Annotated in this window: 18 protein-coding genes; 6 read left to right on the top strand and 12 right to left on the bottom strand. The window is 67.2% G+C overall.

What is annotated here, in order from left to right:
* Nucleotide 1: 1 nt before the first annotated feature.
* From ACZ50Z_RS11450 to ACZ50Z_RS11415, 8 genes are all read right to left on the bottom strand, one after another.
* A complete protein-coding gene (locus ACZ50Z_RS11450; protein WP_464483655.1) occupies nucleotides 2-2,326 on the bottom strand; it encodes a nitric-oxide reductase large subunit in 2,325 nt (774 codons plus the stop codon).
* 143 nt (nucleotides 2,327-2,469) lie between these two features.
* Complete coding sequence (locus ACZ50Z_RS11445) at nucleotides 2,470-2,955, bottom strand: hemerythrin domain-containing protein (protein ID WP_464483654.1); 486 nt, start codon at nucleotides 2,953-2,955, stop codon at nucleotides 2,470-2,472.
* Between the two features lie 443 nt (nucleotides 2,956-3,398).
* On the bottom strand, nucleotides 3,399-4,790 hold the full coding sequence (locus tag ACZ50Z_RS11440; protein ID WP_464483653.1) for a PPE family protein: 1,392 nt from the start codon (nucleotides 4,788-4,790) through the stop codon (nucleotides 3,399-3,401).
* A 308-nt stretch (nucleotides 4,791-5,098) separates the two neighbouring features.
* Nucleotides 5,099-5,494 (bottom strand): hypothetical protein, encoded by a 396-nt coding sequence (locus ACZ50Z_RS11435; RefSeq protein ID WP_464483652.1) that lies wholly within the window; start codon nucleotides 5,492-5,494, stop codon nucleotides 5,099-5,101.
* A gap of 161 nt (nucleotides 5,495-5,655) precedes the next feature.
* Nucleotides 5,656-6,903 (bottom strand): hypothetical protein, encoded by a 1,248-nt coding sequence (locus tag ACZ50Z_RS11430; protein WP_464483651.1) that lies wholly within the window; start codon nucleotides 6,901-6,903, stop codon nucleotides 5,656-5,658.
* Complete coding sequence (locus ACZ50Z_RS11425) at nucleotides 6,903-8,243, bottom strand: condensation domain-containing protein (protein WP_464483650.1); 1,341 nt, start codon at nucleotides 8,241-8,243, stop codon at nucleotides 6,903-6,905. The genes ACZ50Z_RS11430 and ACZ50Z_RS11425 overlap by 1 nt, the downstream gene beginning before the upstream one ends.
* Entirely contained in the window at nucleotides 8,243-9,889 is a 1,647-nt protein-coding gene (locus ACZ50Z_RS11420; RefSeq protein WP_464483649.1) for an ABC transporter permease, read from the bottom strand. Before ACZ50Z_RS11420 ends, ACZ50Z_RS11425 begins: the two co-directional genes overlap by 1 nt.
* Nucleotides 9,890-9,922: 33 nt before the next feature.
* A complete protein-coding gene (locus ACZ50Z_RS11415; RefSeq protein ID WP_464483648.1) occupies nucleotides 9,923-11,314 on the bottom strand; it encodes a condensation domain-containing protein in 1,392 nt (463 codons plus the stop codon).
* 890 nt (nucleotides 11,315-12,204) lie between these two features.
* Here ACZ50Z_RS11415 and ACZ50Z_RS11410 point away from each other — a divergent pair.
* The gene (locus tag ACZ50Z_RS11410) at nucleotides 12,205-13,863 is read left to right on the top strand and encodes an NAD-dependent malic enzyme (protein ID WP_464483647.1); all 1,659 of its coding nucleotides are present in this window, start codon (nucleotides 12,205-12,207) and stop codon (nucleotides 13,861-13,863) included.
* A 10-nt stretch (nucleotides 13,864-13,873) separates the two neighbouring features.
* Here ACZ50Z_RS11410 and ACZ50Z_RS11405 read toward each other — a convergent pair whose 3' ends face one another.
* Nucleotides 13,874-15,505, bottom strand: a complete 1,632-nt coding sequence (locus tag ACZ50Z_RS11405) for a diflavin oxidoreductase (RefSeq protein ID WP_464483646.1) — start codon at nucleotides 15,503-15,505, stop codon at nucleotides 13,874-13,876.
* 110 nt (nucleotides 15,506-15,615) lie between these two features.
* Between ACZ50Z_RS11405 and ACZ50Z_RS11400 the strand changes: the two genes are divergently transcribed.
* Both ACZ50Z_RS11400 and ACZ50Z_RS11395 read left to right on the top strand, forming a co-directional pair.
* Complete coding sequence (locus tag ACZ50Z_RS11400) at nucleotides 15,616-16,407, top strand: iron reductase (protein ID WP_464483645.1); 792 nt, start codon at nucleotides 15,616-15,618, stop codon at nucleotides 16,405-16,407.
* Nucleotides 16,408-16,663: 256 nt separating this feature from the next.
* Nucleotides 16,664-17,971 (top strand): PPE family protein, SVP subgroup, encoded by a 1,308-nt coding sequence (locus ACZ50Z_RS11395; RefSeq protein WP_464483644.1) that lies wholly within the window; start codon nucleotides 16,664-16,666, stop codon nucleotides 17,969-17,971.
* Between the two features lie 17 nt (nucleotides 17,972-17,988).
* Here the strand turns inward: ACZ50Z_RS11395 and ACZ50Z_RS11390 are convergent, their stop codons facing one another.
* Nucleotides 17,989-18,354, bottom strand: a complete 366-nt coding sequence (locus ACZ50Z_RS11390) for a cupin domain-containing protein (protein ID WP_464483643.1) — start codon at nucleotides 18,352-18,354, stop codon at nucleotides 17,989-17,991.
* A gap of 41 nt (nucleotides 18,355-18,395) precedes the next feature.
* Nucleotides 18,396-19,106 carry an SDR family oxidoreductase gene (locus tag ACZ50Z_RS11385; RefSeq protein ID WP_464483642.1) on the bottom strand — a complete coding sequence of 237 codons (711 nt, stop codon included), beginning with the start codon at nucleotides 19,104-19,106 and terminating at the stop codon, nucleotides 18,396-18,398.
* A gap of 108 nt (nucleotides 19,107-19,214) precedes the next feature.
* Here ACZ50Z_RS11385 and ACZ50Z_RS11380 point away from each other — a divergent pair, with 108 nt between their 5' ends.
* Both ACZ50Z_RS11380 and ACZ50Z_RS11375 read left to right on the top strand, forming a co-directional pair.
* Complete coding sequence (locus ACZ50Z_RS11380) at nucleotides 19,215-20,075, top strand: LysR family transcriptional regulator (RefSeq protein WP_464483641.1); 861 nt, start codon at nucleotides 19,215-19,217, stop codon at nucleotides 20,073-20,075.
* Between the two features lie 308 nt (nucleotides 20,076-20,383).
* Nucleotides 20,384-21,442, top strand: a complete 1,059-nt coding sequence (locus ACZ50Z_RS11375; protein ID WP_464483640.1) for a 3-deoxy-7-phosphoheptulonate synthase — start codon at nucleotides 20,384-20,386, stop codon at nucleotides 21,440-21,442.
* A gap of 30 nt (nucleotides 21,443-21,472) precedes the next feature.
* Here ACZ50Z_RS11375 and ACZ50Z_RS11370 read toward each other — a convergent pair whose 3' ends face one another.
* Entirely contained in the window at nucleotides 21,473-23,116 is a 1,644-nt protein-coding gene (locus ACZ50Z_RS11370; protein ID WP_464483639.1) for a (2,3-dihydroxybenzoyl)adenylate synthase, read from the bottom strand.
* A 95-nt stretch (nucleotides 23,117-23,211) separates the two neighbouring features.
* Here ACZ50Z_RS11370 and ACZ50Z_RS11365 point away from each other — a divergent pair, with 95 nt between their 5' ends.
* Nucleotides 23,212-26,715 (top strand): non-ribosomal peptide synthetase, encoded by a 3,504-nt coding sequence (locus ACZ50Z_RS11365; RefSeq protein WP_464483638.1) that lies wholly within the window; start codon nucleotides 23,212-23,214, stop codon nucleotides 26,713-26,715.

Genomic DNA, 26,715 nt, shown 5'->3' with positions numbered 1-26,715 from the left:
GTCAACCTTTCTGCGATGCCGCGGGGACCGCGTCGAGTTCGTTGTAGAGCGGGTTTTCGTCCAGTTCGTCGGTGGCCGGCGCGCGGCGGACGTTGCGTATCGCGGTCCACGCGATCCAGACGAACGGCAACACACCGCCGAGAATGAAGACGAAGTCGCCAGGCAGTCGCAGCCACTCGATCAGCGAGTTGCCGGGCCGGGTGATGTAGCCCAGCGAACGTGCCTCGAAATACCCTGTGCTCACGGAGTGGTACAGCTGCAGGACCCCGAGCGGCAGCAGGGTGGCGAACACCATCCAGGCCAGCCCGATGTTCATGCACCAAAAGGACAGCCGCGCCCACTTCTCCGGCCACTTGGCGGCGGGAATCGCGTAGCGGAAGGCGAACATCGCCAGCCCGACGGCGAGCATCCCGTAAACCCCCATCATCGCTCCATGGGCGTGGTTGGCGGTCAGCGCCGTGCCGATCTGGTAGTAGGACACGATGGGCAGGTTGATCAGGAAGCCGAAGATGCCCGCTCCCAAGAAGTTCCAGAAGCCGACCGCCACCAGGAACATGACCGCCCAGCGGTGCGGGAACGGTGTTTCGTGGCTTTGTTGGCGAGATCCCAGCTGCAGGAACGCCCAAGCCTCCACGGTCAGGAAGGTCAGCGGGATCACTTCGGCCGCCGAGAAGAACGCGCCCAGGGCCATGTGCTCCACGGGGGTTCCAGAGAAATACAGGTGGTGCATCGTGCCGATCACACCGCCCGCGGAGTACAGGATGATGTCGAGGAAAATCACTCCCAGTGCGATGCGTTCGCGCACCACCCCGAGCAGGACGAAGATGTAAGCCACCATCACGGTGGTGAACAGCTCGAGGAAGTCCTCCACCCACAGGTGGACCACCCAGAACCGCCAGAAGTCGGCGACCGAGTAGTGGGTGTCATGGCCGGCCAACAGGCCCACGGCGTAGAAAGCGGGAATCGCCAGCCCGGTGAAGAAGAACATCCACGGCAGGTTCATCTTCGACGTACCTCTGAGCTTGCCGCGGATGCCGCGCCAGATGATCGCGATCCACAAGAACAGGCCGACGGTCAGCAGGATCTGCCACAGGCGCGGCAGGTCGAGAAATTCCCACTGCTGGGAGAACAAGCCCCCCGCGGGGATCACCCCGTAGATCGAGAGGGCCTCGCAGATCAGTGAGCCGCCCACCACCAGGACGAGCGCGCCGAGCAGGCCGTAGACCAGCCAACTCTGCCGCCGCGGTTCCCGGCGGCTGATGAAGGGCACCAAGAAGATCCCGCCCGCCAGAAACGCGGCCGCCGTCCAAAACAGCGACAGCTGCACATGCCAGGTACGCGCGAGGTTGAAGGGCAACAGCTTGGCCAGATCCAGCCCGTAAAACGCCGACAGGTCGGCCCGGTAGTGCTCGACGGCGCCACCCATCAGGGTTTGCGCCAAGAAGAGCACCGAGACGATCGCGAAGATCCAGATCGCGGCGCGCTGCGAGGCGGTCAGGCCCACCTCGCCGGGCTGGCGGAACGACAACGTCGATGCCTCGGCGCTGTGCCACCCGATCTTCTGGCTCCACCGCCCGTACACGGCGAACATGATTCCGGTCCCGCCCAGCAAGGTGACCAGCGACAACACCGACCACACCACGATCGATGCGGTGGGACCGTTGTCGACGCGAGGCTCGGCCGGCCAGTTGTTGGTGTAGCTATAGCTGTGACCCGGCCGCTCGGCCGCGGATGCCCACGCCGTCCACGCGAAAAACGCAGTGAGGTCATGAATGTCGGCCTTGCTGGTGATCATCTGCGGCAGGAGTCCGTACTTGGTGGAGTTCTCGCCGAAGTAATCGGCGTAATGCTGCTGGATGTGGTCGAACGCGGCCGCCTGCTTGTCGGTGAACACCAACGTCTTGGTGTCGGCGTTGTAACGGTTGGTGCGAAACTCGGCCACCACCCGTTCTTTTGCGTCGGCCACCCCCTGCGCCCGCCATTGCTCGGCCACATCGTTGGTCGACATGCGCAGATATTCCGCGGTGTAATCCGGTCCGAGGTACGCGCCATGCCCCAGCACCGAGCCGTACTGCATCAGGCCGCGCGCCTGATAGAGCTCCTGGCCTCGGGTGATCTGGGCGCCGGTGAACAGCACCTCGCCCGACTCGCTAACGACGTTGGCCGGCAACGGCATTGAGGCGGTGTAGGTCCGATACACCAAAATGCCCATCACCAGGAACCCGAAGATCATCACCAGGGCCACGCCCTGAGCCCAGCCCTTGCCGATCAACGACGTGGAGGGTGCTGGTGTTGTAGTTCGTGATGGTGCTGATCGGATTGCCATGTGCCGGTGCGCTCCTCGGGCTGAAGGAAGGAGGGAAACGTGTCCGGGTAATTACACAATGGCGATTGTATAAATTCACTATGAGCTGCATCACGCCCGGCCGACGGGGTGCATGGTTGAGCCCCGGGACCTCAGTTAGCCGACTATCGAGCGCGTTTCGTGCCTGCCTGCTGGCAAACCCATCCATCGGGTATGCGGCCCGTAACGACAAACCGTGTCAGCTGCGCGCTCGTCGGCGCCGGCAAATCGTAGTCGGCATGCAGATATACCACCGGCTCCTCTTTGAAGTTGTGCCCGTGTAGCTGGTCCAACAGCTGGTCGCAGGTGGCGTCGAGCCGCGGACCGCCTGTCCGGTCGGCGAGGAGTCGTGTCAGGGCTTCCATCGTCCGCCACAGCTGCCCGTGTTCACCCAGCATGACGAAGATGGGCTTCATGATCCCGGCCTTACGAAGGGGCGGGAACAGGAACGTCTCTTCCAGGTAGATGTGCCGACGCAGCGCATCCATCGTCGCCCTCAGCAGCTCCGTCTGCCGGTCGCCGCGGTCGAGCTCTCCGACGAAACATTCTATGGCAGTGCCTATTTCGCGGTGTTGCCGCATGAGTTCGGCGGATAACACCCGGTCGGGCATCACGTGCTCCTCTACGTCAGTCTGCAGGTCGGGTAGGTCAGCTTCGTAGAAGGCAGTAGGTCAAGACGGTGGCCTTGCCGGCGACGAAGCGAGGTTCTGTTCCCGTTGCCCGACAGCAAGTCCCTGCCGCATTCCGCCGATGAGCTGCTGCCGTTGGCCGGGGCTGCCGCCGGGGATGGTTTGTGCGCAGCTGCAGCTGAGGCCGCCGAAGGGATTCGGGCCGACGTCATCCGAATTCGGGTCGGCGCCGGCCCGCGTCGGTGGCGACGCCCCGAGCGCCACGATGGCCGCAGCGCACATCAATGCGTTTGTGAGGTGCGCCAGCGGTTTTCGACGCTGCGGGTGGCGGGTAGACCGCCGCGGCTTTCGTGTGGCCATGGCGATCTCGTTCGGACTCGAGGGGCGTGCACCTCCCGTGACGGTCTGCTCACGGACTCGGCGCATCACCCGGCCACCGGCGAATGCGGAATGAGTGAGACACGCAAACCGACGCGCTGAACCGCACCCTCGGACTCGCGCCCGACCATGCCGCCCAGCGGCAGCTTGGACACGGTGGGGCCGGGGGTCGGCGCTGCGGCCCATCCGCCCGGCATCGCGCTGGAGTGCAACGCCTGCAGCGGCGTGACCGACGAGACGGTGGCGGCCCAACTCGGGGGCACGGACAACGTGCTCAGTGAGCTGGCTTGGCCCACGCCCGCGGCGACGCCGTGACCCAGTCCTGCGATCGGCGGGATATTTCCCAAAGCCCCTGCGGCGCCGGCTCCTCCCATGCTCGCTATTCCGCCGGCGCCCTCGGCCCCCAAGATCGAATCGGCGCCCGCGTAGTCCAGCGCCAGTCCCTGGTAGTCCAAGCCGAGCCCCTGGTAATCCAAATCGAGGCCGTAAAGGTCTATACCGATTCCTCCGGTGTCGGCGATCAGGCCGGCGCCGTCGGCGCCGAACCCGGCCGCCTCTCCGGCCAGCGCGCCCGTACCACCGTCGAGCGCCGGCGCGGCGGCCAGCGTCGAGGCCAGCCCCGTGGCCGCGCCCGCGCCCGTGCTCGCGCTCTTCGTCGCGCCCTTGCCCGAGGCGTTGGTCAGACCCGACAGCGCGCTGAGCGGGGCGGTGGCCCCCGAAGATCCCAGCGAAGCGCCCGTGCCCATCGCCGCCTGTGAGAGTCCCGTGCTCGGGGATGAGCCAGGTGTCGAAAGTCCTTGCAGGGTCTGCGGCACCGAGGAGGCCCATTGCGTCGCCGTTGTGTGCGCGGTAGTGCCCGCGTGGGCCGCTGCGTGCGTGATGGCGCCGAGGTGGCCGGCGGCGACGGTCGAGGTAGCCGTTTGCGGTGGCGGCGATGCCACGGGCGAAAGCGCCGAGGCTGACGCCGAACTGGCGGCGTAACCGTACATCGCAGTCGCGTCTTGGGCCCACATTTCGCTGTACTCGGCCTCGGCGGCCATGATCGCCGGCGTGTTCTGCCCGAAGATGTTGGTCTGGATCAAAGCCAGCAGGCGGACGCGGTTGGCCGCGATCAACGGAGGGGGGACCGTCATGGCGTACGCGGTTTCGAAGGCCGCCGCGGCGGCGGTGGCCTGCGCGGCAGCCTGCTGACATTGCTCGGCGGTCGCCGTCATCCACGCGATATACGGCGTGACCGCGGCCGCCATCGACATCGAGGCCGGCCCCGACCAGGACTCGTCGGTGAGGCTGGCGATCACGGCTTGATAGCTGCCGGCGGCATCAGTCAGCTCGGCCGCCAGTGTCTCCCATCCCCCCGCGGCTGCCAGCAAACTTGCGGGCCCGGGCCCCAAATACATCCGACCAGAGTTGATCTCTGGTGGTAACGCGCCAAAATCCATGCCTATCTCTGTCCCTTGTCAAATCTTTGGGCGGACCTTGCTGATGCCGCGGCGGTCGCACGCGACATCTGGCCAGCAGTCGAAGTTGTGATGAAAAGTCCAAGTCCCCAACGCATCGCGCGAAGCGGGCCCGCATGACCGGCGTTTTCGACGTCGCCGTTCCGCGAGATGGGTGTGGTGGCCACAACGCAGCGCTGAAACAGCCGCGGCGAACCGGTCAGCAGATGCTGAGGGCGCCGGAGCTGGTAGCGGTTAGCGTTTGACCGGCCGCGCGAGGGTGCTACGCGCCGACGAGATGAGCTGCCCGATCAGCAACGGGCGACGCAGAATTGAATCAAAATATTGTGCTCGACAGGGCTGGACGCGGGCGCGCGGGCGGCAGTGTCGATGCGTTGCTGCGACCACATTATCCCCAACGTGGGCGGGGTCGACGAGCCGGACTGCCGTGGGGTGGAAAGTGCGAAAGTGCTTCCACGATCACGCTTTAACGCGATGCTCTTGAACGCCTTGTCGTCATTCACCGTGGAGCCGACGCCGAGGCGACGTACCGGAACCGACTCGTGGTCCGGGTGCACCGGGTTGGAAAGCGGGCTGACCGACGAGGCGGCCACCTCCGGCGGCGCGGCGTTGGCGGCCATTTCGGCTCGCAAAGCCCCGAAACCGAGGACAGCTGCAACGAGGGCCAGCGCAGCAACGATGGCCAACGCAGATTGTCGACGCGACCACCGTGAAAACATTCCAACTCCGAAATTCACAGTGCCACGCACTCTACCAGCCGCGATACAGCACCAGCCAACGCGTCACGTCCAGCAAAACCAAGATCGACAGAGGTTGTCGGCGGGCCACCGCGAATCGGACGGTGGCGTCAGACCATCCGCGGTCCGCCGAAACCCGGAACCGCGCCTACCGGGATCAGCGCGAACGTGATGACGAGAAGGATGAACAATCGCAACGTTTTTGGCGTGGGCCGCTGATCGATCTCTGGCCTGCACGCGGCGAAAAGAAGGAAAACGATCGCGACGTCGAACGCCACGATCGTCAGCCAGCGGGTCCAGTCGAAGCCGGTCAGAAAGACGGGGACGACCAACAACAGGCCGGTGGTTACCCAGGAAGTTCGCGCCCGCAGCGCCTCGGTGAACGCGCGCAACGGTACGCCCGACAGGGCGCTGAGACCCCACAGCGTCACCGCGGCCGCACCGGCACCGAAGACCAATGAGACGGTGAGACCGAGCGCACCGATGTGGCCAACGGTTCGGATCGCGTCCGTGATTCCGTTGTCGTAGTTCGGCATCACGTTGCGGCACACCCAGTCGTGATAGTCGGTTTGACTTGGTTGTTCCGCAAGCACGTAGTGCATCAGCGTCGCCGGTGATGTGACCGTGGCAAAGGGGTTGGGCACCAGGTGGTGCGGCACCGCCGCACACAGTTGAGGGGCGATGTCGTGGCGACCGAACGCCGCCACGGCCGCCGTGGTGAGGACTCCCGGCAGCACGGCCAGGAGCATGCCACGACGCTGGGCGGTCTCCAAAGCTCCACCGAGGACGATGATTGCCAGGAAGGCCCCCAGGGCGAACTGCAGCCCTATCGCCTCGTGCACCAGCGTCAACGTCGCGATGACGGCGCCGTAGGCGGCGCACCATCGCATCGCGACGGCCCGGGATCGTGTGAGCGCCAACGCCGAGCTGAACGCCGCAAGCGCCGCCCCGCCGAACAGGTCCGGCCGAGCCGAGAAGGCCGCGAACGGGACACCGAATGGCAACAACGGCAACAGCGTCGCGACCATCAGTCTTCGTTCAGACGGACGGCGACCGAAGAGCACCACACCGGCAACCGTTGCCAGGCCGCACAAATAGACCACCGTGGACAGCCACCGCAGGCTGAGGGTGGCCGTGAAGTAGTGGCTCGGGGCCAAGCGGACCAGCTCGCCGGCGAGCCCACGGCGGACGAAACCGTGTGTGTAGTCCGCGGTGTAGTACGACATCCAGTACACGTCGAGGGGAACGATCTTGATCGCGAACCACAGCACGGCCGCCGCCCACGCCGCGATGGCGATCGCAATACCCACGTAGAGGCGGCGCGCGCGTTGATTGGCCACGAGGCCGAGGTCCACCATCAAATCCCGTCCGCGTAGGCCGTGGTGGCGGACAGATGCAGGTCGGCCAGCGCGCTACACGCCAGCTCACGCGTGGCCGCGGTGGTGCCTCCGCTCTGGTAGGCGACGATGGTGAGGAATCGGCTGCCGTTGACGGTCCCTGTGCCGCAGAACAATTGGCCGTGCGTGAGCTCGATGCGCGACCGGGTGATGCCCTGCTCGGCCAACCGCATCGAGAACTCTGTGGCGTCGCCTCCGTCGATGCGGCCGACGGCGGCATCGAGGCTGCCCAGGTTGGAGCAACCCACTGGCAGTTGGCCGGACGACATGGCGATGCCTTCGGCGCGACGGACCAGCCATTGTGGCGTGAACGGGATGAGTGGCAATCCGGCGAGCATCTCGTTGGGTTGGTGAGTCAGGGATGTCAGCAGCCCTTTGACATCTGCACGCACCCCGCTCAAATCGCCCGCCACCGCATCGCCGTCGACGGCGAGTGTGATCGAGGTCAGCGCGTTGGCACGGTCGTCACCGACGGCGCGATCGCTGACTGGAAGCACCACCGTCACGGAGTTCCCGTCGGGAAGTACCCTGCCCATCCGGTGCGCCAGGCGCGCGGCGAACGCGACGAACAGCGTGTTGCTGCTTCCGCCGAGGCTGCCCGCGCGTGCGTCCCATGCCGTGGCATCGGTTTGTATAGTCACCGACCCGAATGCATTCTGGCCCTCGCCCATTGGGTCGTGCGGTTGAGGCGCCCACGCGTGGGGCTGAACCCGTCGATCCGACGAGGCCTTGACCAATATCGCCAGAGTCGCGATCAGCGCGCGGATCGCTGCCGGCAGGGCGAGAACCGCGTCGACCAGGTCCTCGCGCATCGCGCGCCACCGGCCACGCGAATTCGGTTGTGGGTAGCCGCGATTGCGCGGTTCTCCCTTGATTGCCTCGGTGATGGCCGCCGCCATGGCGAGCCCGTCGACGACGCAGTGTGACGCTACCAGGGTGACCGCCGCCCCACCGTCGTCCAACGGCAGCACGCCGAGGTGAAACGTCGGGCCGTGCTCGGGGTCGACGCGCACCCGCGCGCGTCTTTCGATCCATGCGCCGATCTCCCGCCGCGGTTGCGGCGGTTCGCGCGCGATGTCCGGTGCGCGGGCGTCGACCACCCACCGATGACGCCCGAACGGCAGCGGGGAACGCTCGATCCGGCGTCCGAGCAGGCCGGCAGCGAGATTGTCTCTAAAGGAACGTAATTCGTCGGTGTTGACGTCGCGGTCATAGACCCACGTGCATTGCACCGTGCTGCCTTGACCGGTGGCGCGCAGCCGCAGAAACGCTGCCTGGTCCAACAGCGCCAGCCTCGTCACTAGCACCCCGCCTCGGCCGCCGCGCGATACCCCCGCACCGCGGCCGGCGCGAACACCGCGACCAGGACGCCGGCCCACAGGCCCGCCTGCCACAGCGGCGAGAGCACGGGCCCGCCCTCTGCGAGCGCGCGCATCGCCTCGATCGTCGGCGATATGGGTGAAAAACGCACCACCGGTTGCAGCCAGCCGGGAAACACCCCGGCAGGCGCGACGCCGGTGTTGAGGAACAGCAGCAGCACGCAGCCCGCACCCAACCAGGTCACCATCGCTTTGCCGTCCGCGCGGGCGGCGATCGCGATGACCAACGTCGCCATCCCGGCCGAAATCGCCACGGGCACGAGCACAAAGGCCAGCGCCGCGATCCAGCCGTAGCTGAATCGCAGACCCAGGGCGATGCCGAAAATAGTGAGCACAACGGCCGACGCAGTGGTGCGGGCGGCCTCGGCGACCAGCCGGCCCGCCACCGTGCTGGCCCGATGAACGGGCTGCACCCACAGCCTCGTCAGCACGCCCGACTCCCGTTCCGCCGGCAAAGCCAAACCCGCGCCCAGGGTTCCGAACACGGCGCCGACCACCGCACACATGGGGACCAGGCCGTACAGGCTGTCGTGCCCCGTGACGGCCAGAACGGCTTTGCCGATCAGCAACTTGTACACGATGAGCAGGAAGGTCGGGAACAACAGCGCCTGCACCGCGACGATCGGGTCGCGCCGCCAACGGCGCAGGAGCCGCCCCGCCTCCGAAACGCTGTGGCTGACGAAGGCCGCCCATGACGGTGTACACGGAACCCCTTGCGGTGCAGGGGTGGTCGCCGCCTCGACGTCCTGCTCCGCAGACGCATCGGGCGTCTCGCCGGCGTCCCGAAGTGGAACCCGGACGGCTCGGGGTGCGCGAAAACGCCCTGCGGCCGCGCGCCTCTGCATCCGCACCGCCAGAACGCCGAAAAGCGTCAGCAGCCCCACGCACCACGCCGATGCCAGCGCCAGATCCCTGCCCGTTACGTGACCGGCCGCCAGTCCGCGCAAGGTGTCGGTGACCCGGGAGACGGGCTGGTGGCGGACGAACGGGCCCAGCCATGCCGGAAACGATTCCGCGGGAGCAATACCCGTGGATAACAGAACCAGGACGAGTTGGGGCAGCAACAGCAATTGGCTTGACGATTCGACGGAGCCGACTCGCGAGCCCAGCGCGTCGGCGCCGAGGCACACCGCCATCGCGAACGCCACGACGATGATCACGAACAAGCTCGTGTCGCCTACTCCGCCGGCCATCCGGAAGCCGAACGACCACCCGACGGCAATGGCGGCGGCGAGCGCGATGACCGAGCGTATCAAGCAGTAGAGCATCCGCGCGGCCAGCGGCACCCCCGCGGGAACGGGCAGAGTTTTAAGGCGAGACCCGAAGCCGGACAGTCGGTCTCGTGCGGCACGGTCGGCGGTGGTCATTGCGCCGAAGAGCATCGCCTGCACGATGACCACGGGAAGAACATATTGCGGGTAGGTCATCGACCCGGTATGGATGAGACTGCCCAACACCAAGGTGAACCCCAGGAAGCAACCCACGGGCGCCAGCGCCGCGAACAGGAGGTCGGCATCGCGCCGGGAGCCCGACAGTGTGCGCAAGGTGAGCGCCGCCAGGGCACTCATGCCGAGGCCTCCGGCGGCGGCACGGAATCCGCATCACGCATCGGTGTTCAGCCCGGCGTCGGCCACCCGGGTGAACTCGGCGCGCATTGTCTCGACGTAACGCGAGACGGACCTGTGGGCGGCGTCGGTGCCCGGGTAGGCGACCACCAACTGTGTTTTGTCGTGCATGCGATTGACCCACATGCACACCGTCTCCGACAGTCGGTTGTCGCCCCACACACCGGCACGCAGGCCGTCGAAGTAGTCGCCGAAGGGCAACTTGCGAATGTCGATGTAGGACAGCATCGGGACCGGGCGGTCCGGAACCTCGATGGGTCCTGCTGATCCGTCGGGCGACTCGAGCAGGTGGTAGTAGGGCACGGCGCCCAGGGCCGTGTTCGCGTCGAACGATGCCTGGGCGGCATTGACAACCTCGTCGAAGGAGGCCCCGGCGGTCGGGATTGCCAACGGGACGAAACTGGCCAACCATCCGACCGCGGTGGCGTGGGCGGGATCGCGCCGGTTATCGAACGGCGTGAGGCCGAAATATGTTGCAGCGCCGGTCAATCGATGTTCGGCCAAGGCGGCGCAGGCGAACACGCCACCGCTGAAACGCGCCCCCGCAGCGCGGCAGGCCGCCTCGAACCGTCGGCCCTGGTCGTCATCGATGAGGTCGAACACCTCGATGGCCCCCGGCGTATCCGCGGCCGCCTCGCCCAGTTCCAGTGGAAATTTCGGTAGTGCCCCGTTGTTCGCCGCGAGAAAGGCTCGCCACGAACGGATCTCAGGCGACTCTTCGTTCAGGGTCCTGGTGTACGCGTGCTGATTCGCGCTGTATTCGCGATGGCTTGCGGCGGGCGCCAGCGGATTCTGGGCCTGCTGCAGCGCGCTGAAGTACATCGTCTGGATGTCGAGGAAGATCACGCCGGCCGACATACCGTCGGCGCGGAGGTGGTCTACGGCGATATAGACGGTGAAACGATCGTCGCCCTGGATGACGCCGAAGGTGAAGCAATCCCATTGCAGTGGATCGGGCGTATCGAGAAGCAGCTTGCGGATCTGCGGCGGACCCATCCTTCCGAGATCCGTTGGCGCCAAGGTGATGACCTCCGGGTCGGCAATGACGTAGCGAAGGACCTCGTCGTCGTCGCCGAAGGCGAACCGGTCGTGATAGGTGTCGTGTCGCCGCAGATGCGTATTCACCGCGTACGTCATCGCATCGATATCGCAGACACCGCTGATTTCCCAGGCCCCGATGCACAACCGTGGGATATCGCGGCCGCGGCTGACCTGGCGCCGGTAGTATCGAAGATGCTGCGACTGCTGATAACTCACCGGCGCCGGATGGTATTGCGCTTCGGCCGCGCGCCGATAGGTGGTCGCGGTGGGATACCAGGATACGACGGTGCCCTCGGCCGTCCAGTCCTCAACCGTTCCCAAGAACATGCGCTACCTTTCGTCCGTCAGCTGGTGACGCCAGTTCGGATGACCTTAACGGCACCGCGCATGAGTTGCTGAACAAGTTGAGGGCCCGAAGAGACCCGCTAGGCGGGCCCGGCGACTGCCGCACCGCCGGACGCGCCGGCCAATGCGCACGAGAGATTAATTTCACCGTGGTGTGAGTTGACGACCCGCATGTTGTCAAGCGGCGCAAAGTGATGACTCGCCGGCGTACCCGCGGCGCAATCATAGAATTCCCCTCTCGGGCCCGAGCAATCTCTCAGGAACTTCTGACAACCCATCGCGTGCCCGTGTGAGGTGGTCGACGACAGCGAGTCATTTAAATCGCGCGCGGTTAACGGAGAACTGTTGCCCGAACAAGCATTTATCTCGACGCGATGACCCAATCTGTCGATTCCCACCCACAGAGCGGCGCTGTCTTGGCAAGGCCACCCGAGACGATGCTGGGCCTGCCGAAACGGCGCCTCGGTTACCATATCGTGATGTATGGCCGTATTGGAATAGTGTCAGCGGAACCTTTCTCGCGTCGATGAGCCGGGCAAACAATCAGGCCATCCCCAAAAGCGCCGCGGCACTGCATCACACGCTCCTGCCAATACGAAGCCGCGCACGGGATTCGGTGGGATTCTCGACGTCGGTAGCAAACTGCGGTCGGCACATCTGAGAACGCGTCGTTCCTCTTTGGTCCGCAAGGGATTCAACGAATCCGAGTTTGTTGAAGTCGAAGACCCTCTCGTCTTTTGGCAGCGCACTGACACTTCGACGGCGCCCATTGACGCCGGGTTACGCGCAGACAAACCGCCGCAGATCATCGATGATGGGTTGGACAACCCGTCGTTCCCTCCCGCGAGATTCGTACAGAAGGGACGCCGACGATGCCCGATGAGCTCCGGGGACCGGCCAGGCTCTTCGATGCCCTGACCACCAAGGGCACCGCGTTCACCGAGGACGAGCGCCGACGATTGGGCCTGATGGGTCTGCTGCCGACGACGGTGAAGACCCTCGAGCAACAAGCCGAGCATTGCTGGCACGAATTCTCCACTCGCCGCGATGATCTGGACAAGCACATCTACCTGCGGGCGCTGCAGGACCGCAACGAGACCTTGTTCTACCGGGTCTTGCTCGACCACATCCCCGAGGCTCTGCCTATCGTCTACACACCCACCGTGGGGGAGGCCTGTCAACGCTTCAGTGAGATCTATCGGCGGCCCCGGGGGCTGTTCGTGTCGTACGCCGAGAGGGACTGCCTCGACGAGGTGCTGAACAATCGGCCCCAGCGCGAGGTCGACGTGATCGTGGTGACCGATGGGCAGCGGATCCTCGGCCTGGGCGATCAGGGCATCGGCGGCATGGGTATCCCGATCGGAAAGCTGTCCCTCTACACCCTCATTGGCGGTATCGACCCCGCTCGCACGCTCCCGATCGTGCTCGATGTGGGAACCGACAACAGCGAACTGCTCGATGACCCGCGGTATCTGGGATGGCGGCACCGGCGAGTCGACGACGACGATTACTACGCATTCGTCGACAAGTTCGTCGCCGCGGTGCGCAGGCAGCTGCCCAATGTGCTGCTGCAGTGGGAGGACTTCGCAACGACACATGCGTTGCCGATCCTCGCCCGCTACCGCGACGAACTCCTGACCTTCAACGACGACATCCAGGGGACCGCCGCCGTCACCGTCGGAGCGCTGCACGGCGCCGCCAAGGTCGCGGGCCGCCCCCTGTCGCAGCAACAGGTCGTCATGCTCGGCGCCGGCTCGGCCGGCATCGGCGTGCTCGACATGATTCGCCGTCAGATGGTGAACGAGGGGTTGTCCGAAGAGGCTGCCTCGGAGCGCATCTGGGTCGTCGACGTGGACGGGCTTCTCAGCGATGACCGCACCGACCTCTCCGACGCGCAGCGTGGGTTCGCCCAGCCAGCGGCCCGGGTGGCGGCCTGGGGCGTGTCCGGGCGCGCCCGGCTCGCCGATGTGGTCCACCATGTCGACGTCGGTGTGCTGGTCGGCCTGTCCACCGCCGCGGGCGCGTTCACCGAAGCCATCGTGCGCGAACTCGCCGACAAGACCGACCGACCGATCGTCTTCCCGCTGTCCAATCCGACGAGCCGTGCCGAGGCGCACCCGGCGGAACTGGATCAGTGGACCGACGGGCGCGCCCTGATCGCCACCGGATCGCCGTTTGCGCCACTGCACCGCGGTGGGTTGGAACACACTGTCGCCCAATGCAACAACGTCTATATCTTCCCCGCGATGGGTTTGGCCGTGATAGCGGCCCAGGCGACCCGCGTCACCGACGAGATGATGCGCGTCGCCGCGGAGACCTTGGGCGAGGCGTCGCCCGCCCTCACGGATCCCGGCCAGCCGTTGCTGCCCGCGTGGTCGGATGTGCCCGATGTCTCCGTCGCCATCGCGCACGCCGTCGCCGTGCAGGCCGTGGCGGACGGGGTCGCCCCCGCGCGCAGCGACGCCGAACTCTCCGAACGCATCGCCGAGGTGCGTTGGCGCCCGGAGTATCCCGCGGCAGCGAGCCCGTGAACACCGGTTGTCAATAGACATCGCGCACATACCGGTGATCCTTGATCAGCTCGTTGACGTACGCGTGAGCGGCCTCGGCCTCCATCCGGCCGGCGCGGGCCACGAGGGCGCGCAGCGTCTCGTCGACATCCTTGGCCATTCGCTCGGCGTCGCCGCACACGTACACGTGCGCACCCTCCTGGAGCCAGCCGAAGACTTCGTCGGCATTTGCCCACATGCTGTGCTGCACATACTGTTTGACGGCGTGGCTGTCTCGGTCGCGAGAAAATGCCAGGTCGAGTCGGGTGAGCACGCCCGATTCGCCGAAGCCGTGCAGTTCGTCGGCGTAAAGGAAGTCCGTGGCCCTATTCCGCGCGCCGAAGAACAGCCACGCGCGGCCCGGCGCTCGGGTGGCCTGGCGTTCCTGCAGAAAGCCGCGGAACGGCGCGATGCCCGTCCCCGGACCAACCATGATGATCGGGACGTCAGCGCCTGGCAGGCGGAAAAAGTGATTCGGTCGCAGGTGCACGCGTGCCGTCTCGCAGCGGTCGGCCAGGAAGGTCGAGGCTACTCCGCCGTACCGGCGATTGCGGGCGGTGTACCGGACCGTCGCCACCGTCAAGTGCACCCGATCGGGATGGGCCAGGGGGCTCGATGCGATCGAGTAGTCACGGAACTGCAAGGGGCGCAGGGTATCCACCAGTTCATCGACACTGAGCTCGCCCAGCCTGATCAGGTCGAGCACGTCTCTGCCATACAACCACGAACCCGGCTTCACGGCGCCGTCACCAGCGAGGGCGGCGACCGCGTCGGCGTCGCTGGCGCGCGATGCCACCAGCGCCTGCAGCGCCCGCGACGGCGTCCGGATATCGAGACGCTGGGCCAACAGGACGCCGAGTGGCTCGTCGTAGCCGGAGACCTCGTCGCCGGGGCCCACATCGAGTTCGGCGAGCACTTCGTCGACCAAGTCGGGATCGTTGGTGACATGCACGGCAATCGAATCGCCTGCGCTGTAGGTGATTCCGGCACCGGTGAGGTCCAACTCGTAATGGCGAACCTCCTTCTCCGATCCGGGCGCGCTGAGCAGCCGGTTGACCACTATCGGCGCGTCGAAACGGTGCGGGCGATCCCGGCTCGGCGGGGGAGGCTCGGGTAGCGTCGCCTCCGCCGCCGTCACGGCAACTGGTGCGGCTGGAGCGTGGTCGGCGACCAGCAACTTGACCAGGTCGGTCGTCCATGCCCTTGCGAGTTGTTCGTAGGCGCCGTCCACATCGACACGCGGGGTCAGCCTGATCGCTCCCAGCGTTTCCAGGCGCTCGTCGAGGAGACGGCCCGCGTTGCAAAAAAGCTCGTAGCTGCTGTCGCCGAGGGCGAACACGGCGAACTTCAAATGGTCGAGCCGGTCGGCGGTTTCGGCGCTGAGTGCCTCCCAGAACAGCGCTGCGCTATCCGGGAACTCGCCTTCGCCGAAGGTCGAGGTGACCACGATGAAATGGCTCGCCGATTGCAGGTCGGCGATGTCGACCTGGTTGAGCTCAATGGCTTCCGATTTGATGCCCACGGCTTGCTGGACGGCCTCGGCGAATGACATGGCCGCGTCCTCGGCGTTACCCATGTCGGTGCCGTAACCCACGATCAACGAGAACTTCGGTTGGGCGGTCATGGTCGCTTCCTCTGTGTGCGCGGACCTGTGTCGCGGGCCGGGCGGGGACGCGGGCCCTAGCCCAGTGCATTAGGGTAGCCTAACCTAATCACAATCGGGAGGTTGTCCGCATGCGCACCGCGATTCACCATCCGCTGATAGCGGGGATGGACATCCGCCGGGAGCTGCCGGTGCATGAATCCAGCCGTCGCCTGCGCGCCCTGTTTCCCGCGTGCCCGTTGGTGTATGGCATCGCCGTGCTCGACGATGTCGCGCGACATCGCTGGTGGTGCCTCGATTCGACGCGGACCGACATCGTGTTGCAAGCGATGTTCGACGAAGCCGCGGGCACCATCGGTCCCCACGCCGCCGCGCGGCAGTTGGTGGCCAGCCTCATCCACGAGGTCATCGGGCGAATGCTGCCGCTGGTGCTGCTGGAGGGAAGAGCGTGGGACGTGGGCGTGGAGAATCTTTGGTTGCACCGCGATCGAGACGGTGGGATCGATTGGGCCGCCGTGGTGGATCCCACCCTGCGCGTGCTGCCCGACGATCCCTGCGTGGCCGCGCCCCGTGGCGACGCCTTGGGGTGGCGCTCGCGCCGGGAGAGCGTACTCACGGTGCCGAACGAAGCGGCGCTGGCGATTTGGGTAGCGCATCGCTGCCACCGAAGCCTGACGCGGCTGTTCGACTCGGTGTACGCAATCAGCAACGGCGTCGTCGCGGTCGCGGCGATGTGGCACATCGTGGGCTCGGCGATCATCGGGATCGCCGCCCAACTTCCACGCCCGGCCTCCGTCGACGACCACGTGATCACCCGCCGGAGCCAAGCCATCCTCGACGCAATGGTGGGATTCGGGCTACCGGTACGCCGATCACGCTGTGGCGCAGCACCTTTGCTGACTACGCGTGTCGGCTCGAACTGATAGGCACAGTCGCGACCCGCAGTCCCGCGGTGTGAACATGAACACTATTTTGCGCGGTTACCGGCGGCGGGGGAGGGCGGCGGCTTGTGGCAGACCCAAAAGTGCCAGCGCAGCAGCATCATTGAGCGAGGCGCTCCGCGGTCAAAGGCGCTGGGCGCACCCGTTGATACAGGATTAAGAATCGGGAGCGCGTGGTACGCGGAGGACCGTGTCCCGGGGCGGACGGATGGCCGCCCCACGATCCCAGGGGAGCTGAATGGATTTCGCGGTGCTGCCGCCGGAGGTCAACTCCGGACGCATGTACGCGGGCCCCGGCTCGGGATCGATGCTGGCGGCGGCGACGGCATGGGATCAGCTGGCCAACGAGCTGCACGCCACGGCGGCCAGCATCGAATCGGTGATCTCGGGGCTGACCAGCGAGCCGTGGCAGGGGCCGACGGCCGCGACGGCGGCCGCGGCGGCCGCACCGCACATGGCATGGCTGAGCGCCACCGCCGAGCAGGCTACGCAGGCCGGTGCCCAAGCCAAAGCGGCTGCGGCGGCCTACGAATCGGCCCACGCGATGACCGTGCCGCCACCAGAGATTGCGGCGAACCGTTCCCAGCTGACGTCACTGGTCGCCACCAACTATCTGGGCCAGAACATGCCGGCGATCGCGGCCACCGAAGTCGCCTACAGCGAGATGTGGGCCCAGGACGTCGCCGCGATGTATGGCTACGCCGGTGCCTCGCGAGCGGCCTCGCAGGTCACGCCCTTCACCCCGCCGCGGCAAACCACCAACCAGGGCGGACTTTCCGCGCAGAGCGGCGCCGTCGCCCAGGCCGCCGGCACCTCGGCCGGACAGGCGCAGTCGGGATTGCCGACCAGCAGCGCGATGTCCGCGGTGCCGAATGCGCTACAAAGCCTGACGTCGTCCGGGGGTCTCAACGACTTCTCGAGCTTCATGAATCCCTACAACCTGGTCTCGCTCGGCTCCGGGTTTTTGGGAGACGGTGTTGGGCTGATCGGGGTATCGGGTGCCGCGGGGTTTATTTCTGAGGCGGAACACGAACTTGCCGAGTCGGGTGCCAATGTGAAGACAACGGCGGCGCCGGACAAGGTGGGCAATCCGGCGGTGTCGCGCGCGCCGGGAGCGGCGACGACGGTGTCGGCCGGGATGGGTCGCGCGCCCTCGCTGGGCGGCTTGTCGGTGCCGCAGGGATGGTCCACAGCGGCCCCCGAATTGCGCCTCACCGGGTTCGAGGCGCCCAACGCCATCCCGGCGAGCCGCCCTGGCCCTGGACTGTTCGGCCAGATGCCCTTGTTGGGCGGTGCGCCGTTGATGGCCATGCCCGGGCGCGCAGATTCCAGGGATCGCCGCCCAGCGGACAAGGACCACGCTGCCGGCCATCAAGCGCCCGCGGCGGCTCTGCAAGAGCGCGGCCAGGTCAGACGCGCCGGATCGGCTGCGGAGTTGCGTGAGATCACCGACGTGCTAGGCAAACTCGCCGAACTGCGCGCCAGCGGAGCGTTGACGGACACGGAATTCACCGAACAGAAGCGACGACTTCTCGGCGCGCGCTAGCGGTGGTACTCGGCCATCTAGTCGGTCGCCACGTGCGGCGGGTCGTAGACGACGAGGAACACAAGGTCGTCTGCGCCCGTGTTGGCGAGACTGTGCACGACGTTGGCCGGGACCTTGACGAAGGTGCCCGGCTCGGTTTCCCAGAACTGGCCGCCTAACTGCACGCGGCCGGTGCCGCTGAAAAAGTAAAAGGCGTGGTTGTAGTCGTGGTGATGCGCCGAGGATCCGCCGCCGGGACCGAACTTCGTCATTTGCGCACTGAACATCCTGGAGTACGCGGCGCCGACCAACTCGTCACTGATCCAGAAGTTGGGACCCAGATCGGTCTCGTGCCAGACGATCTCGTCCGGTGCGAAGACATTCTGTAACACGGTGTGGCTCATGATGATCCTCTTTCTGGTTAGAGCCTCGGCGCCAAGCGGCGTCACGCGGCGATGCTGCCGCCGCCGTCGGCGCGAATGATCTGACCGGTGATATAGCCGGCGTCCCGGTCCAGCAGAGCGCAGATAGCGTGCGCGATCTCCCGCGGTGTGCCAAGCCGGCGCAGCGGAATGGTTTGCAGGAGACGGGCTTCGCGCTCGGAACCGGCCGGACTGAGCTCGCGATACATCTCGGTTTCGATGGGTCCGGGTGCCACCGCGTTGACAGTGATCCCGGACTGCGCGAGCTCGCCTGCCCAGATCCGCGTGCACGCTTCGAGCGCCGCCTTGGTCGCGGCGTAGGGCGTACGCTCCGCGGTGCCCAGCGTCGTCATGCTGGTGACGTTGACGATGCGCCCCCACCCCGCGGCCAGCATCCCGGGCAGCGCCGCTTGGACGACCTGCACGGCGGTCCGGACGTTCAGGTCGTAGGTGGTGAACAGGTCATCCAGATCGATCGAGCCGATCCGACCGAACCGTGCCACGGCGACATTGTTGATCACGGCGTCGACGCGTCCATCCCGCAGGACTCGCTGGAGTGCCGCGTCGGTGGCTATCTGGTCGGTGAGGTCCACTGCGTAGAACTCACCCGGGAAGCCGTCCGGACGGGTGCGCGCGAGGCCGACCGGTTCGTCGCCGGACGCCGCGAGACGGTCGGAGACCGCGCGCCCGATGCCCTTCGACGCCCCGGTGATCAGTACCCGCTTTGCGGTCATAGTGGCCCTCCTTCAAGTCGCCTTTGTATGATTACTCAAACGTTTTGGAAGTCCAAGAGTGCATAACGTTATTGATATGTCTGATGGCCTTGGCCTTATGGAGGATCGATGACGACGTTGTCGCAGCTCACGACGTTCGTCGCGGTGGTCGACCAGGGTGGCTTCACCGCGGCCGCCCACCGGCTGGGGCTGTCGCAGCCGGCTGTCAGTCGCACCGTCGCCACACTCGAAAAGGAATTGGGGTTGCCGCTTTTCCTTCGCCGCCGCGACGGCCTCGCGCTGACCGAAGCCGGAACCGTTGCGGTGACGCACGCGCGAGAGGCGGTGCGGCAGCTGACGTTGATGCGCACCGAGGTCGCCGGATTGGCGGGCGACATCACCGGGACGCTGAGCCTGGCCAGCCTGCCGACCGCGACGGCCACGCTCGTGGCGCCGCAGCTCCGGACGTTCGCCCAGCGGCATCCGGCCGTCACCATCCGGTTGCTCGAGGGCAGCGGGCAAGAAATATTGGATTGGCTCGATCAAGGCGCCGCCGAAGCCGGCGTGGTGAGCTTGCCGAGCAAGGGCCTCAACGTGGCGTCCCTTGGCGTGCAAGAGATGGTCGCGGTGGTGCCGGCCGACAACAGGCTGGCATCCCAGGACACGATCACCTACGCCGACCTGGCCACGGAGCCTTTTGTTCGCGGAACCGGCGGCTGCGCCGACGTGTTCATGCCGATTGCGCGGCGGCAGGGGATCGAATTCGACCTTGCCTTCGAAGCGCGCGAGATCGGGGCGACACTCGAAATCGTGCGAGCCGGGCTCGGGGTGAGCATTCTGCCCAGCGCCGGCCTGCCCGATCTGCCCGGTGTCGTGGTGCGGCCGCTGGTGCCCCGCACGGTGCGACGTCTGGGCGTCGCGGTCTCCGCGAGTGCGTCCGCGCCCGCGCGGGCGTTCCTCGAGCAGATCGCCGCACTCGACCTGGATTAGGTGCGGCGACAACGGCTTTGCGCCCACGCCTGATTGCGCGCCGACCTGTGTCCCCTCGCGCGCCGTGGCGGGCTGTCAACCGCCCGGATCCCACATGGTATGTTCGCCCACGTGAACATCGGCGTGCGCGCCTATTGGCGCTTTATCGTGGCTCCGGGTGGAGTCGGCGATGGGGCGTCTGGTTGACGCACCCGCACGACTGAGACCCGGAGCCCAGCAGTGACCACAAGGTCGCTGCTTTTCGCTTTTCAGGGCATCGGGAACCAGCGGGCGTGCCCTGGCAGCCAACACAGAAAGACACACCCACCATGTCCCTGACCGACTTCCCCACAGCTGTCGACACGTCCGACCATCGGATCGTCTCGTTTCGCGAACTCTCGGCTCCCGCCGCGATCCGCACCGAACTTCCGCTGACCCCGGCGCGCGCGCAGGCCGTCCAGCGCGACCGCGACGAGGTATCGGCAATCCTGGCCGGCCACGACGACCGACTGCTCATCGTGGTCGGCCCCTGTTCGGTGCACGATCCCGTCGCCGCGCTCGATTACGCGCGCCGGCTCGCCCCGCTCGCCGCCCAGTACGCCGAGCGGCTGAAGATCGTGATGCGCGTCTACTTCGAAAAGCCGCGCACCACCGTCGGCTGGAAGGGCCTGATCAACGACCCGGCCATGGACGGCAGCTTCGACGTGGAGCGCGGCATCCGCACCGCGCGAGGGCTGCTGCTCGACATCATCGACGTCGGCCTCCCCGTGGGCTGCGAATTCTTGGAGCCCACCAGCCCGCAGTACATCGCCGACGCCGTCGCCTGGGGCGCCATCGGCGCCCGGACCACCGAATCGCAGGTGCATCGTCAGTTGGCGTCGGGGCTGTCGATGCCGATCGGATTCAAGAACGGCACCGACGGCAACATCCAGGTCGCCATCGACGGCGTCAAAGCCGCTGCGGCAGCGCACCATTTCTTCGGAACCGACGATGTGGGCCGCGCGGCCGTCGTCGAGACCATGGGCAACCCCGACTGCCACGTGATCCTGCGGGGTGGTACCGCAGGCCCGAATTACGATGCGGCCTCGGTGGTCGCGGCCATCGAACGGTTGGGCAAGGCCGGACTGTCCGAGCGAGTCATGATCGATTGTTCACACGCCAACTCCGCCAAAGATCACGTGCGACAGGCCGAGGTCACCGCCGAGGTGACCGCGCGCATCGCGGCGGGCGAGCGCGGTATCGCCGGCCTGATGCTGGAAAGCTTCCTGGTGGCCGGCGCCCAATCGCTCAGTGGCGAACTGACATACGGCCAATCCGTCACCGATGCCTGCATGGACTTCGCGACCACGGCGCGGTTGCTGGCGGAGCTGCACGCGGCGCTGGGCTGAGCGCGGGTAGCGCTCCGCACGGCGTGCTGATTACCTCGCCGAAACCTGGCCTGCGATCGCCTTTTTGTCGATCTTGCCGATCGGCGTGGTGGGCAGCGTGGCCATCGGAATCAGGACGTCGGGGCGCGCGTGCGCGGCCACGCCACGTTCGTCGAGGTAGCCGTTCAGCTCGGCAAGTGAAAGCACGGGCCCCTTGAAAACTACCGCGGCGCAGATCTTTTCGCCGAGATACGGGTCGGGCAGCGCCACCGCGGCCGCCGAGAAGATCGCCGGGTGGCTGTGCATCTGCTCCTCGAGGTCTGCCGCGGAGATGGTTTCGCCGCCGCGGCAGATGACGTCTTTGACGCGGCCGGTGACCACCACGTAGCCGTCGTCGCTGATCCGGACCAGGTCACCGCTGCGGAAGAAGCCGTCGGGGTCGAAGCAGCGCTCGTTGTCGCGCTCGGCGCGAAAGTAGCCGTTGAACGTGTAGGGTCCGCGGACCAGCAGCTCGCCTTCCTTACCCGGGGGCACCGGCGCACCGGCCGCATCGACCACGCGCAATTCGTCGGCGCCAGACAATGGGCGTCCCTGTGTGTGCTCGGTGAGTGCGGACGGATCATCCAGGCGCGTGTAGTTCAACAGCCCCTCGGCCATCCCGAACACCTGCTGCAGGCCCGGCGTCAAGGCGGTGCGCACCAAGCGGGCATCCTCGGGCTCCAGCTTGGCGCCACCGACCTGCAAGAGCCGCAAGGTCTTTGGAGTCACCGGTTCCCACTCGCAGGCCTGCGCCCACAGTTTCGCCAGGGCCGGCACCAGGGCGGTGACCGTGACGCCGTGGCGGTCGATGGCGTCAAAGGCCGCCTCGGGGCTGGGATCGGTGCCGAACACGGTGGTGGCGCCCACCGTCATCGCGCCGAGCAGACCGGGGCAGGAGAGCGGAAAATTGTGGCCGGCCGACAACACCGCCAGATACACGTCGTCGCGGGTGAGCCGGCACAGTTCGGCGCTGGCCGTCGCGTTGAACACATAGTCGTCGTGGGTGCGGGGGATGAGCTTGGGTGTGCCCGTGGTGCCACCGGAAACCAGAAGCAGCGCGGGCGATCCCGGGTCGCCCGGCGAGCGCGGCGGGCCGGCGGGCGCGTGTTCACACAGCTGCGCCCATGAGGTGAACGGCCCGGGGTCGCCGTGGACGACGACGTGCTGGAGCGTCCGGTGTTCCTCGATGAGTCCGAGCGCCATCGTTCGGTAGTCGAAACCGGCTGCCGTATCGGCGATCAGCAGCCCGGTGGCCCCGCTGACCGCGGCAAAATGCCCGAGCTCGGCGGCCCGATGTCCCGGCAGGCACATGACCGGGATCGCTCCCGCCCGCAGCAGCCCGAACAACGCCACCGCGAACTGGCAGCTGTTCGGCAACTGCAACAGCACCCGGTCGCCCGGTGCGATACCCAGTGCCCGCAGCCCCCCGGCGGCGCGGTTAGCCTGGTCGTCGAGGTCCGCATAACTGGAGCCGGTACCGCCCACGGCGTCGCGCACGGCGATTCGGTCGGGCCACTGCCGGGCCGCGTCGGTCAGGATCGTGTCCAGCGTCCGTCCCGTCCAGTAGCCGGCCGCCCGGTAGGCGGCGGCGCGATTCGCGGGGAACGGCACGAACCCGTCGAGGACTGCGGCCGGCGGCGTTGTGTTCGGGGTCATGGCTCCTTAGGCGGGGGCTTAGTAGCGGGGATGCAGGGAGTAAGGATAGGGTAACCAAAAAATTAGGGCAGCCTGTGCTAATTCAGGGAGGGTCTGTGGTGCACGCCCCGGCACGCTCGGAGGACATCCGGGCGGAGGTGGCCGAACTGCTCGGCGTCGACGTCGAGGCAGTTCAGCCGAGTAGCAACCTCATCGGTCAGGGCCTGGACTCGATACGGATCATGACCCTGGCCGGGCGCTGGCGCCGCCAGGGCGTTGCCGTCGACTTCGCCACGCTGGCCGAAACGCCGACCATCGAGGCCTGGGCGCAATTGGTCACCGCCGCCGAGCCGAGCGCCGATCGTCCGGCCGGGCCCGCCGATGTGCCCGCGGATGCGCAGCGGACCGGGGAGGACGAGCCCTTTGCGCTGGCCCCGATGCAGCACGCGATGTGGGTCGGCCGCCAAGACAACCAGCAGCTCGGCGGCGTCGCGGGGCACCTCTACGTCGAATTCGACGGCGGAGCGATCGATCCCGAACGCCTGCGCACGGCGGCCACGGCGTTGGCGCGGCGCCATCCGATGCTGCGGGTGCGGTTCTCGCCCGACGGCACCCAGCGCATCGCCCCGGCCGACGAGTGCGGCGCCTTCGCAGTCCACGTCGAGGACCTGCGCGAGCGCGGCACCGACGAGGTCGATCAGCGCCTCGCCGCCATCCGCGCCGCCAAATCACACCAGCAGCTCGACAACGCCGTGTTCGAGCTGGCGGTGACGCTGCTACCGGACCAGCGGTCCCGGCTCCACGTCGACCTGGACATGCAGGCCGCCGACGCGATGAGCTATCGCACCCTGATGGCCGACCTGGCGGCGCTCTACCGCGGCCGCGAGTTGCCCGAACTGAACTACACCTACCGGCAGTACCGCCAAGCCATCGAGGCCGACGACGCACAGCCGCAACCGGCCCGCGACGCCGACCGCGCCTGGTGGGCACAGCGCCTTCCGGAGCTGCCGGACCCGCCCGCCTTGCCGACCACCCGGGGCCTCGGCTCGAATCAGAGCACCCGGCGCTGGCACTGGCTGGACCCGCAGACCCGCGACGCGCTCTTCGCCCGCGCCCAGGCGCGGGGATTCACCCCGGCGATGGCGCTGGCCGCGGGGTTCGCCAACACCCTGGCCCGCTGGTCGACCACGTCGCGCTTTCTGCTCAACGTCCCGCTGTTCGGGCGCCAGGCGCTGCACCCCGACGTCGACTCGCTGGTCGGTGACTTCACCTCCTCGCTGCTGCTCGACGTCGACCTCGTCGGCGCGGACACCGCGGCCGCGCGGGCGCATGTGGTGCAGGACGCGATGCGCACGGCGGCGGCCCATTCGGCCTACCCGGGGCTCTCGGTGCTGCGCGACCTCAGCCGTCATCGCGGCACCCAGGTGCTCGCGCCCGTCGTCTTCACCAGTGCGCTCGGACTCGGCGAGCTGTTCAGCTCCGAAGTGACCGGCCAATTCGGCGCACCGGGATGGATCATCTCCCAGGGGCCGCAGGTGCTGCTCGACGCGCAGGTCACCGAGTTCGACGGCGGCGTCCTGGTGAATTGGGATGTGCGCGAAGGCATCTTCCCCGCCGGGGTCATCGACGCGATGTTCGCCTACCACATCGACGAGCTGCTGCGGCTGGCCTCCGCCGACGACGCGTGGGATGCGCTGGGCCCCTCGGCGCTGCCCGAGGCTCAGCGCGCGGTGCGTGAGGCGGTCAACGGTCGCACTGCCGAGCCCAGCGGAGAAGCCTTGCACGACGGGTTCTTTCGGCGGGCCGAGCGGCAGCCCGATGCGCCGGCGGTCTTCGCGAGTTCGGGTGACCTCAGCTACGCGCGGCTGCGCGACCAGGCGCTGGCCGTGGCGGCGTCGTTGCGTGCGGCCGGCGTCACCGCCGGCGACACCATCGCGGTGATGGGCCCCAAAACCGCGGAGCAGATTCCGGCGCTGCTGGGCATCCTGTCCGTCGGCGCCGTCTACCTGCCGATCGGCGTCGACCAGCCGCGCGACCGCGCCGAGCGCATCCTCGAATCCGGGGGGGTGCGCCTGGCGGTGGTGTGCGGCGGGCAACGGCTGTCCATGCCGGTGCCCGAGGTGCTGCTCGCCGACGTCCTTCGCGACGCCCCCGCGGATGCCGAGATGCAATCGGTGAGAATCGATCCCGCCGGGCTCGCCTACGTGTTGTTCACCTCCGGCTCGACCGGGGAGCCCAAGGGCGTCGAGGTCACCCACGACGGGGCGATGAACACCGTGGAATTCATCGCCCGCCACTTCGAGATCGGTTCCGCGGATCGATGTCTGGCCCTGTCGACCCTGGAGGGCGACATCTCGGTGATGGACATGTTCGTCACCCTGCGCACCGGCGGGGCCATCGTGGTGGTCGACGAAGCGCAGCGGCGAGATCCCGATGCCTGGGCCCGGCTCATCGACACCCACCAGGTCACCGTGCTGCATTTCATGCCGGGCTGGCTGGAGATGCTGGTCGAAGTCGGTCGCGGGCGGCTGTCCTCGGTGCGGGTGGTGCCCACCGGTGGTGACTGGGTGCGGCCCGAGGTGGTGCGCCGGTTACGCGCCGAGGCGCCCGGCGTGCGGTTCGCGGGCCTTGGGGGAGCCACCGAAACTCCGGTGCACAACAGCATTTTCGAGGTGACCGAGGCGATACCGGAGGACTGGACGGCGCTGCCCTTCGGCGTTCCGCTGCCCAACAACGCCTGCCGCGTCGTCGACGACACCGGCGCCGACTGCCCCGACTGGGTTCCCGGCGAGTACTGGGTGTCCGGCCGCGGCATCGCGCGCGGTTACCGCGGACGGCCAGACCTCACCGCGGAACGCTTCGTCGAGCATGAGGGCCGAACCTGGTACCGCACCGGCGATTTGGTCCGCTACTGGCCGGACGGCACGCTCGAATTCATCGGCCGCGCCGACCACCGCGTCAAGATCAGCGGGTACCGCGTCGAGTTGGGCGAGGTCGAGACCGCGTTGCGGCGCGTGCCCGGGATCCGCACGGCGGTGGCCGCCTTGATCGCGGTGTCAGGGGAATCCGACGTGCTGGCCGCGCAGGTATGCGCGGACGACGCTGCACTGACCGCCGAGGGAATCCGGCAGTCTCTCGCAGACCTCGTTCCCGCACACATGATCCCGCGCCACATCACGGTGGTGGAGCGGATCGGCTTCACCGATGCGGGAAAGCTCGACCGGCGCGCCGTGGCGCGCGAATTGGAAAGCGCCGTTTCGCAATCGCAGCGGCCGGGCCACCGCGCGCCGACCACGCCGCTGGAATCCGCGCTGGCCATGATCGTGGGTGATCTGCTCGGCCGGCAGAACGTGGGCATCGACGACGACTTCTTCGCCCTCGGCGGTGATTCGGTGCTGGCCACACAGGCGGTGGCGCGAATTCGGGCCTGGCTGGATGCGCCGGACATCATGGTCGCCGACATCTTCGCCAACCGAACAGTGTCGGCGCTGGCCGCGATCCTCAGTGCCGCCGAGGGCGACCCCGGCCGGCTCGACCAGGTCGCCGAGCTATACCTGGAGGTTGTCGGCATGGACGCCGAGTCGGTTCTGGCGGCCTCTCAGCAACCCGCGAAATCGTAA

Source organism: Mycobacterium sp. NTMscope_MAC_269, from assembly GCF_976985695.1.
This window is presented reverse-complemented; position numbering and strand designations above follow the sequence as displayed.

Coding starts and splice junctions, on each gene's coding strand:
- ACZ50Z_RS11440 (WP_464483653.1), bottom strand. CDS start 4,790: ATGGATTTTGGCGCGTTACCACCAGAGATCAACTCTGGTCGGATGTAT.
- ACZ50Z_RS11395 (WP_464483644.1), top strand. CDS start 16,664: ATGGATTTCGCGGTGCTGCCGCCGGAGGTCAACTCCGGACGCATGTAC.
- ACZ50Z_RS11415 (WP_464483648.1), bottom strand. CDS start 11,314: ATGTTCTTGGGAACGGTTGAGGACTGGACGGCCGAGGGCACCGTCGTA.
- ACZ50Z_RS11450 (WP_464483655.1), bottom strand. CDS start 2,326: ATGGCAATCCGATCAGCACCATCACGAACTACAACACCAGCACCCTCC.
- ACZ50Z_RS11400 (WP_464483645.1), top strand. CDS start 15,616: ATGCGCACCGCGATTCACCATCCGCTGATAGCGGGGATGGACATCCGC.
- ACZ50Z_RS11385 (WP_464483642.1), bottom strand. CDS start 19,106: ATGACCGCAAAGCGGGTACTGATCACCGGGGCGTCGAAGGGCATCGGG.
- ACZ50Z_RS11430 (WP_464483651.1), bottom strand. CDS start 6,903: ATGGTGGACCTCGGCCTCGTGGCCAATCAACGCGCGCGCCGCCTCTAC.
- ACZ50Z_RS11380 (WP_464483641.1), top strand. CDS start 19,215: ATGACGACGTTGTCGCAGCTCACGACGTTCGTCGCGGTGGTCGACCAG.
- ACZ50Z_RS11375 (WP_464483640.1), top strand. CDS start 20,384: ATGTCCCTGACCGACTTCCCCACAGCTGTCGACACGTCCGACCATCGG.
- ACZ50Z_RS11445 (WP_464483654.1), bottom strand. CDS start 2,955: ATGCCCGACCGGGTGTTATCCGCCGAACTCATGCGGCAACACCGCGAA.
- ACZ50Z_RS11405 (WP_464483646.1), bottom strand. CDS start 15,505: ATGACCGCCCAACCGAAGTTCTCGTTGATCGTGGGTTACGGCACCGAC.
- ACZ50Z_RS11390 (WP_464483643.1), bottom strand. CDS start 18,354: ATGAGCCACACCGTGTTACAGAATGTCTTCGCACCGGACGAGATCGTC.
- ACZ50Z_RS11370 (WP_464483639.1), bottom strand. CDS start 23,116: ATGACCCCGAACACAACGCCGCCGGCCGCAGTCCTCGACGGGTTCGTG.
- ACZ50Z_RS11420 (WP_464483649.1), bottom strand. CDS start 9,889: ATGAGTGCCCTGGCGGCGCTCACCTTGCGCACACTGTCGGGCTCCCGG.
- ACZ50Z_RS11410 (WP_464483647.1), top strand. CDS start 12,205: ATGCCCGATGAGCTCCGGGGACCGGCCAGGCTCTTCGATGCCCTGACC.